The 6364-nt window shown below is 39.5% G+C and carries 8 protein-coding genes and 1 pseudogene; 5 read left to right on the top strand and 4 right to left on the bottom strand.

Going from position 1 to position 6364, the window contains the following annotated elements:
• Window positions 1-317: 317 nt before the first annotated feature.
• From EQY_RS0120485 to EQY_RS0120470, 4 genes and pseudogenes are all read right to left on the bottom strand, one after another.
• The gene (locus EQY_RS0120485; RefSeq protein ID WP_000347609.1) at window positions 318-1670 is read right to left on the bottom strand and encodes an SIR2 family NAD-dependent protein deacylase; all 1353 of its coding nucleotides are present in this window, start codon (window positions 1668-1670) and stop codon (window positions 318-320) included.
• 214 nt (window positions 1671-1884) lie between these two features.
• Window positions 1885-2784, bottom strand: a pseudogene (locus EQY_RS0120480) (ISNCY family transposase); the annotation flags it as partial.
• 157 nt (window positions 2785-2941) lie between these two features.
• Window positions 2942-3472, bottom strand: coding sequence for a hypothetical protein (locus tag EQY_RS0120475; protein ID WP_000526661.1), 531 nt, complete (start codon window positions 3470-3472; stop codon window positions 2942-2944).
• A 5-nt stretch (window positions 3473-3477) separates the two neighbouring features.
• Window positions 3478-3660 carry a hypothetical protein gene (locus EQY_RS0120470; protein WP_001013530.1) on the bottom strand — a complete coding sequence of 61 codons (183 nt, stop codon included), beginning with the start codon at window positions 3658-3660 and terminating at the stop codon, window positions 3478-3480.
• Between the two features lie 132 nt (window positions 3661-3792).
• On the opposite strand from EQY_RS0120470, the gene EQY_RS0120465 reads away from it, so the two are divergent.
• The 5 genes from EQY_RS0120465 to EQY_RS26340 form a co-directional block, all read left to right on the top strand.
• Window positions 3793-4908 carry a phage/plasmid replication domain-containing protein gene (locus EQY_RS0120465; protein WP_000464643.1) on the top strand — a complete coding sequence of 372 codons (1116 nt, stop codon included), beginning with the start codon at window positions 3793-3795 and terminating at the stop codon, window positions 4906-4908.
• 13 nt (window positions 4909-4921) lie between these two features.
• Entirely contained in the window at window positions 4922-5194 is a 273-nt protein-coding gene (locus EQY_RS25115) for a single-stranded DNA-binding protein (protein WP_000590118.1), read from the top strand.
• Window positions 5195-5200: 6 nt separating this feature from the next.
• Window positions 5201-5431, top strand: a complete 231-nt coding sequence (locus tag EQY_RS26345; protein WP_134873018.1) for a hypothetical protein — start codon at window positions 5201-5203, stop codon at window positions 5429-5431.
• A gap of 9 nt (window positions 5432-5440) precedes the next feature.
• Window positions 5441-5662: a major capsid protein gene (locus EQY_RS25110; protein ID WP_071987989.1), complete on the top strand. Its 222-nt coding sequence runs from the start codon at window positions 5441-5443 to the stop codon at window positions 5660-5662.
• 90 nt (window positions 5663-5752) lie between these two features.
• The coding region (locus EQY_RS26340; RefSeq protein WP_138984127.1) for a hypothetical protein at window positions 5753-6364 on the top strand (612 nt) is incomplete at its 3' end.

The following is a 6364-nucleotide window of genomic DNA, read 5'->3' as shown; positions in this document are numbered from 1 at the left end:
GTGGATCACTTTTCATCCGTCGTTGACAGTTACAGACGGAGCGCTTACTAAATTCAAGGGTACTCGCTGAATGATGCCAAGTCGGTAAAGTTCTCTGTCTGTCATAGTCACCAACATAAGATTGCGGTCCTGTGCTGAGCAAAATGAAAGCTGAATTGTGGTGAGACGACAATAACGCTTTGTGCTGACAACATTTGTCAAAGCTCAGTGAAAATGTCTAATCACTGGCTCATTAGAAATGTCCATATGTTGAAAAGGCCGCTGCGAAAATCCCTCCCGCAGCGGCCTCTTTAGCATAACGTCATTATGCGAACCAATTATGGTTTGAGTTTATACTTCTGACCATTAATGATTTTTTTGATTAACTCGAATGCAGCGGGGGAATATTTATGAACACCTTCCTTCCCCGTTTTCACTAGCACATGATAGTTATTATCTGAGGATTTAATATTAAAACCAGTTTCCTTGTGTATTCTTTCTAATACTTTATGGACGTAATGCCAAGATCCCATATCAAGTAATTTTGCAAGTTCAGATATGGTGTAGGGATAGCTTGCGTTAAGTGCTTGCCCATTATTTAACTCTGCAATTCCATAAAGTTTCGCTAACACGTTATCTTGCTCAGCAATGTTCTTAAGCATTTCAAAATCATATGGAAGCTCTTGTTTTACAAGAGATTGAGAGGCAAATGTATAGGTTCTGGCTAATAGCGCCCTGACTAATTTTGGGTTAACACTGATTTCTGGCGTATTTGACGATAGGGCATCATAAATCCAACCGAAATCATTGGCATAGATCACTTTGATTCGGATGCTTTTATTTTCACCAACACCAATCAAAATCTCTTTCTGGTGTGAACCTGTACCTTCACATTCTGGACTAAAGGAAACCAAATAAATATTCGGAATCAAAGCGTTATTCGGCGCAATTATCTCATCAATATCAGACAGGATGGCTTTAATATTCTCATCATTAATACTATAGCCAATGAAGAACAACGGGTGCTCGACGAAATATGTTAAAAGTTTTGCACTGATATACTTTTTACGCTTATAAAACTCAACATAATCTTCATTTGTTATAATGATGCTTTCTGGTTCTTTACTACTGCCGTGAATCTTCATGATTTCACCGTATGTAGTATAGTTAACAGTCACAACATTATGGCCAACTATCGGTTGGTAGTTATCAAATATCTTTTCAAGCAGATCGTCATAGTTTGTTGTAATAATGGCATGGGGCCTTACTTTTTTTAACTTTTCAATTTCTTCAGTGTACTCCATTGCTGAAAAATCAACCGAGTCTGAAAGGTTATTCAACAATGTTGCAATCTCATGCTTGATATATATATCTTTAGAGCTTTTTCCATTGAAATACTGTTCAGGATAACGAGATGTCCCCACATCCCAAGCCCACTCAGCGTATGACTCAGAAAAATCACTTGCTATCAATGGTTTATTGTCATTTCTTGTTTGACTGTAGTAACCATACGGGCGAGTGATTAATGGGCAAGTTTCAGCGAGATACTTTAACAGGTTTTCCCAATCAGGAGCTTTCAAGTAGCGTTGAGATACCCCTGCACCCATAAAGAGAATTGGCTGTACCTGTAAACCTTCAAGACATGATTTGATATCTTCAATTATTTCTGTCTGATATTCAGAGAAGTCCATACTTTAGCCTTTAGGATGTGAGATGCTGGAGTAGTAAATCGCCGCGGAGCGGTTCGGGGGTCTGTGACACCCGAATTTTACCTCGGTTTCCTTTGTATATAATATCATTGAAGTTATTTGCATTTCTCAGAAATCTTCTCTGGCTTTGATTGCAATAGCCGAAAGATAGCGCACACATCTCCGTTGGTCAGTGAGTACGAGGTTTCCGCCAAGTTCACCTTTTACCAAAGATGGCCTCAGAGCTTCCCTGAAGCTTTATCATGGCTTCTAGTAGGTCATCTTGGTTCAGTGAGCGCTGGGATTTGTTGATACTAGGGGCGTACCGTCTGCGGGAAGGCTCATCACCAGAACAAGGTAACGATTGTGAGCGATTATTGTCCCGTTTTCTCTGGATCTGACGGGCAACATCCAACACATGGCCAAGTCTCTTGTTATCCACAATGGCGACGGGATCAACCTCAGAAAGCCGGTCATAGGTGGAGTAGGGCAGCAGCACGCCATTTAGTCGCAGCTCCTTATGTCCGTCAGGGTAATGCCAGACATCAATATACTTGCCGATGGCTCTTCGACTGTACTCGTTGTCCTCAATCAGATAGAGCATTTTATCGTATTGTACAGTCAGATTTTTTGATACCCGGCGAGGCTCTCGCCAGGTAAATTCTGCATCAAGGTCATCGTCTAATGCCAGCGGCCGGTGTGCGTTAAAATCATGCAAGGGTTCTTTGGCAAAGCGCCGGTTATAATCCGCCATGTATTCTTCTGCAAATGCGTTGGCCGCTTCTATCGTACAGATCCCCTTAAGCCTGAGCTCCTTAACCAGTCGGTCCTGAAGTGTCAAATGAGCACGTTCAACGCGGCCTTTTGCCTGGCTGGTTTCAGCACATAAAGGAGTAATATTAAGGCAGCGCATGGCCCTGGCAAACTGGGTTTCGCCGGGACCGGTGGTGGCGTGCTTATTATTGACTCTGAATACGCTGGCTTTATCGCTGTAGAGGATCATCGGTTTACCGTATTTCTCGATATAGCCACGTGTAGCTTCAAAATAGGCAAATGTGGACTCAGATTTCACAAACAGCAGGTGCATCAGGCGACTGGTGGCATCGTCAACATATAGCCTGGACATTCCTGATGATGAGCCACAAATAGACATTAGCATTGAGCCTCTACAACATTAGTGCGCATAATGTAGTACGCGTTATGTTGAAAAGGCCGCTGCTAGACTTTCATCCGGCAGCGGCCTTTTTACACATAACGCCATTGTGCGCATCAATTTATTCTGTTGTTATTGTAGAACTTTCGCACACGTACAGTGGGTCGATTTGATAGATTAGAGGGATGTACTCACATTCTCTTTTGTTGTTGCTTAGGCTGATTGAAACAACCATTGCATTATGTTCTTTGTTGAAAATAAAAGCATCTCTCAGATTGCTTGTCCATTCTGCGTCAATCGTTTTTCTGTCCCATTGTGTTGAGATTTCTTTTAGAAACATCCCATCTTTTTTTCTTCTTACCGTCCAAGCCTCTGCTTTTGTGCATAAAATATCTTGAAATTCATCTTCTGTTATTGAGCCTTGAATTTCGAGTTCTCGGTACTCGATTTCCTTTCTAATCTCTTCGGAAATTTCTTTTATATCAATAACTTTTCTTTCTTTTGCAATGTGGATTTTGTCTCGGTTCTCCATCTCATTTTCTCTCCAGAAGAGCATAGTTTTTCCGCCTTCATAGGTGATCTTTAGGTTGAACGTTGTGCCGCGAAGCGGTTCGGGGTTCTGTGACACCCGAACTTTACCGTGGTTTCCCACGGTAATTACCTTTTTGTTGCTTTGATGTCTCTTACGGCTTCCTTCATGTAGTTGTCAAGTGTGTAGAAAGCTAGATCCGTCCATTTGTATGGTTTTCCTGTTGCGTAGCTTATTTCAATTGCGGCTTTTTCAAGGGCTAGTTTTTTCTCTTCTGGAACCCTTAAAGATGCATATTTTTTACCATTCATAGCCTTGTCTCGATTTGTGTACCTGTGGTTTGTGCATGATAGTGCATTTGTATCTCATGTATGTCTATGCACTTGTGTACATGTGCACTTAGTCGTATGATGTGTACATGTTTCATTGTGTATTTGCGCACTATGTTTTTTGATTGGTTGAGTATTGAGCAAGATTTTGGTTATCAGCTTCCCATCTTGGGGGACGTTGCGTATCAACGTGTTCATCTCCAGAGTGGTGAGGCTAGTTCTTTGTCTCAGCCGGTTTTTCAGCACAAAGGCTCATTTTGTGATGTCGTTAGTATTTCAATACGTGGATCTCTTCTTCGTATGACTGGCAATCCTTCTCGTTGGGGAAGGATTGATAATTTGTTTGGCTTAACAAGCGTAGATGCTTGTGTTTGTGTTTTTAACTCAATCCTTTCGGATTTGGGTTTACCATTATTTACTAAATGCACTAGAATTTTTCCCTCTCAAACTAAAGAGAATGAGCGTGTTCATTTGATATCTGATGGCGCGATAGTAAAAGAACTTCATATTACTACTAACAAATCTGTTGGTAAGGGAAATGAAGATGATTATATATCTGCATTATCTACTCAGCCTTACCGTAATAGTTTGCCTCGTTTGCATTCTAATGGTAAATCTGTTGATTGGCTTTCTAAGAAAGGTAATGTAAACCTTATCTATCCGTGTGTTTATAATAAAGCTTCTGAATTAGAGCTTCATAGCCTCTCCAAAATTAAAAACAAGTTTGGTAGTGATTCTTCCGAATACAAGTATTTATTGAATGTTATTGATTATTGTCGTGAATCTGGCATTGTGCGTTTTGAACAAAAATTAAAGTCTAGATTTTTACAACGTAAAGGTTTGTGTTATTGGGGGCTTTCTGATTATTCGTCTTTAAAGCTTTTACAGGATGAATTTGTAGAAATTGATAAAAAGATTTCGGTGACATCTATGGATTTCGAAACCATTAGTGAACATTTAATCTCTCAGGGTGTTGTTGACTCTTTGCGTTCTGCTAACACAACAGCAATGTACGCTATTCAATGGATGCATGGTCATTCTTTTGATTTAAATAAAAAACAGGTTCAGACTCACCGCGCTCGTTTGCGTAAAATTGGTATTGATATAGCTCAGAAATGTAATATTTCTAAGTTTAGTCCTGTTGTTGTAAAACACACCAGAGAAATAACTGTTTCGGATTGTGTTATTCCTTCCTGGTATATAAAGTCATCTCATTTACGTGTAGCTTAACATTAGGTGTATTATGATTAAGATTGAAATTAAACCTTCGCAAGCTGTTGCAGATACTCGTAGTGGTGTTTCTAAGAGCACTGGTAAACCATATACTATATCTGAGCAGTCTGGTTATATTTTTCTTGGTGGGGATTATCCTCAGTTATTTAAAATACCTCTCGAACAAGGCCAGGCTCCATATGCGGCTGGTTTATATGAGTTGCATCCATCCAGTATTTTTGTTGGCGATTTTCAAAAATTACGTGTTGGTAGAATTATTTTAACTCCTATTGAAGAGAAGTGATTTGTTATGGAATCTCGTGAAAATGTTATTCTTGGCTCGATTTGTGATGCTAAATCAGGTGGTGATTGCAAAGAAATTAAACTTACTTTTTCTGAGATTCCATACCCGCAACATTCTGCTGATGTTGATTACTCCTCTTTGGCGAACAGTTGGGGTGTTGCGTTTTCATCTGTAGTATTTCTTTATCTATTTAGTTTATCCATTGCTCAAGTCATTAGACTTGTAAAAAATGCTTAGGGAGATTTTATGAAATCTAAATTATTGTTACCTGTTTTGCTTCTTTCTTCTTCTGCTGTTTTTGCTGAGTCCCCGTCGTCTTCTACTTCAGTTGATTTGAGCCAGTTAACTAACAGCGTTAATTTTCAAGGGGTTATTACTGCTATTATGGCTGTAGCAGCTTCTCTTGTTGCTTTATATGCTGCTTATGCTGGGGTTCGCTGGGTTTTACGTATGGTCAAATCGTCTTGATTTTATGGGAAGGGAGGGTGAAAGCCCTCCTTATATTATGATTAGTTTATATGATCTCTGGAGTATTGTTGCATTTTTATGGGGATTGCTATGCGCTTGGGCTGTAATTCAAGGTTTTCGGGGGTAACAGTAATTTTTTTATATTTGTTTATTACCCTTTATCCATTTTATTCATATGCTTTTTTACCTTTGCTTGCTGCCCGTTCTGTTCTGTCTACTGTTGTTAGTCGAGTTGTTGTTAATCGTGCTATGCAAAGTGCTGCTAACGATGCAGTATATTTGACTCTTGTAAATAATACCCGTCGCTCTGTAACTTCATCTATTATGAAAAAGGCGTCTTCTATATCGTCCAGCTCTTTTTATAGAGGGGCAGGAGGTGCTCTTACTTGGGCTGGCGTTGGTTATACTTCAGGAACTATTAGTGCAAATTATTTTTCTGGAGATGATTATGTTGTTGCTACTTCTGGAAAACCTGATGGTAATGGAAAATATATTGTTACTGTAAATGGTATCGATTATGTAGCTGATTTTCTTCCTTCTGAAAGCTCGCCATTTATAGCTCTTGTTGGTAGTGATGTGTCTCAGGGGGCGACTATTGTTGAACAGAATAAAGTAACTTCTGAAATGGGGCCTTATTTTTATTATATAACTTCATCAAAAATAGCTTATGGTAGTTCTTCTTCTGTTGCTCAGGCTGTTCTT

The organism is Escherichia sp. TW14182, assembly GCF_000208525.1.
Classification (GTDB): Bacteria; Pseudomonadota; Gammaproteobacteria; order Enterobacterales; family Enterobacteriaceae; genus Escherichia; species Escherichia ruysiae.
The sequence above is the reverse complement of the archived record's forward strand: the minus strand, read 5'-3'. Positions and strand labels throughout refer to the sequence as shown.

Excerpts from the sequence above, each read along its gene's own strand:
- EQY_RS0120485 (WP_000347609.1), bottom strand. The coding sequence starts at position 1,670 with ATGGACTTCTCTGAATATCAGACAGAAATAATTGAAGATATCAAATCA.
- EQY_RS0120470 (WP_001013530.1), bottom strand. The coding sequence starts at position 3,660 with ATGAATGGTAAAAAATATGCATCTTTAAGGGTTCCAGAAGAGAAAAAA.
- EQY_RS0120465 (WP_000464643.1), top strand. The coding sequence starts at position 3,793 with ATGTTTTTTGATTGGTTGAGTATTGAGCAAGATTTTGGTTATCAGCTT.
- EQY_RS25115 (WP_000590118.1), top strand. The coding sequence starts at position 4,922 with ATGATTAAGATTGAAATTAAACCTTCGCAAGCTGTTGCAGATACTCGT.
- EQY_RS26345 (WP_134873018.1), top strand. The coding sequence starts at position 5,201 with ATGGAATCTCGTGAAAATGTTATTCTTGGCTCGATTTGTGATGCTAAA.
- EQY_RS25110 (WP_071987989.1), top strand. The coding sequence starts at position 5,441 with ATGAAATCTAAATTATTGTTACCTGTTTTGCTTCTTTCTTCTTCTGCT.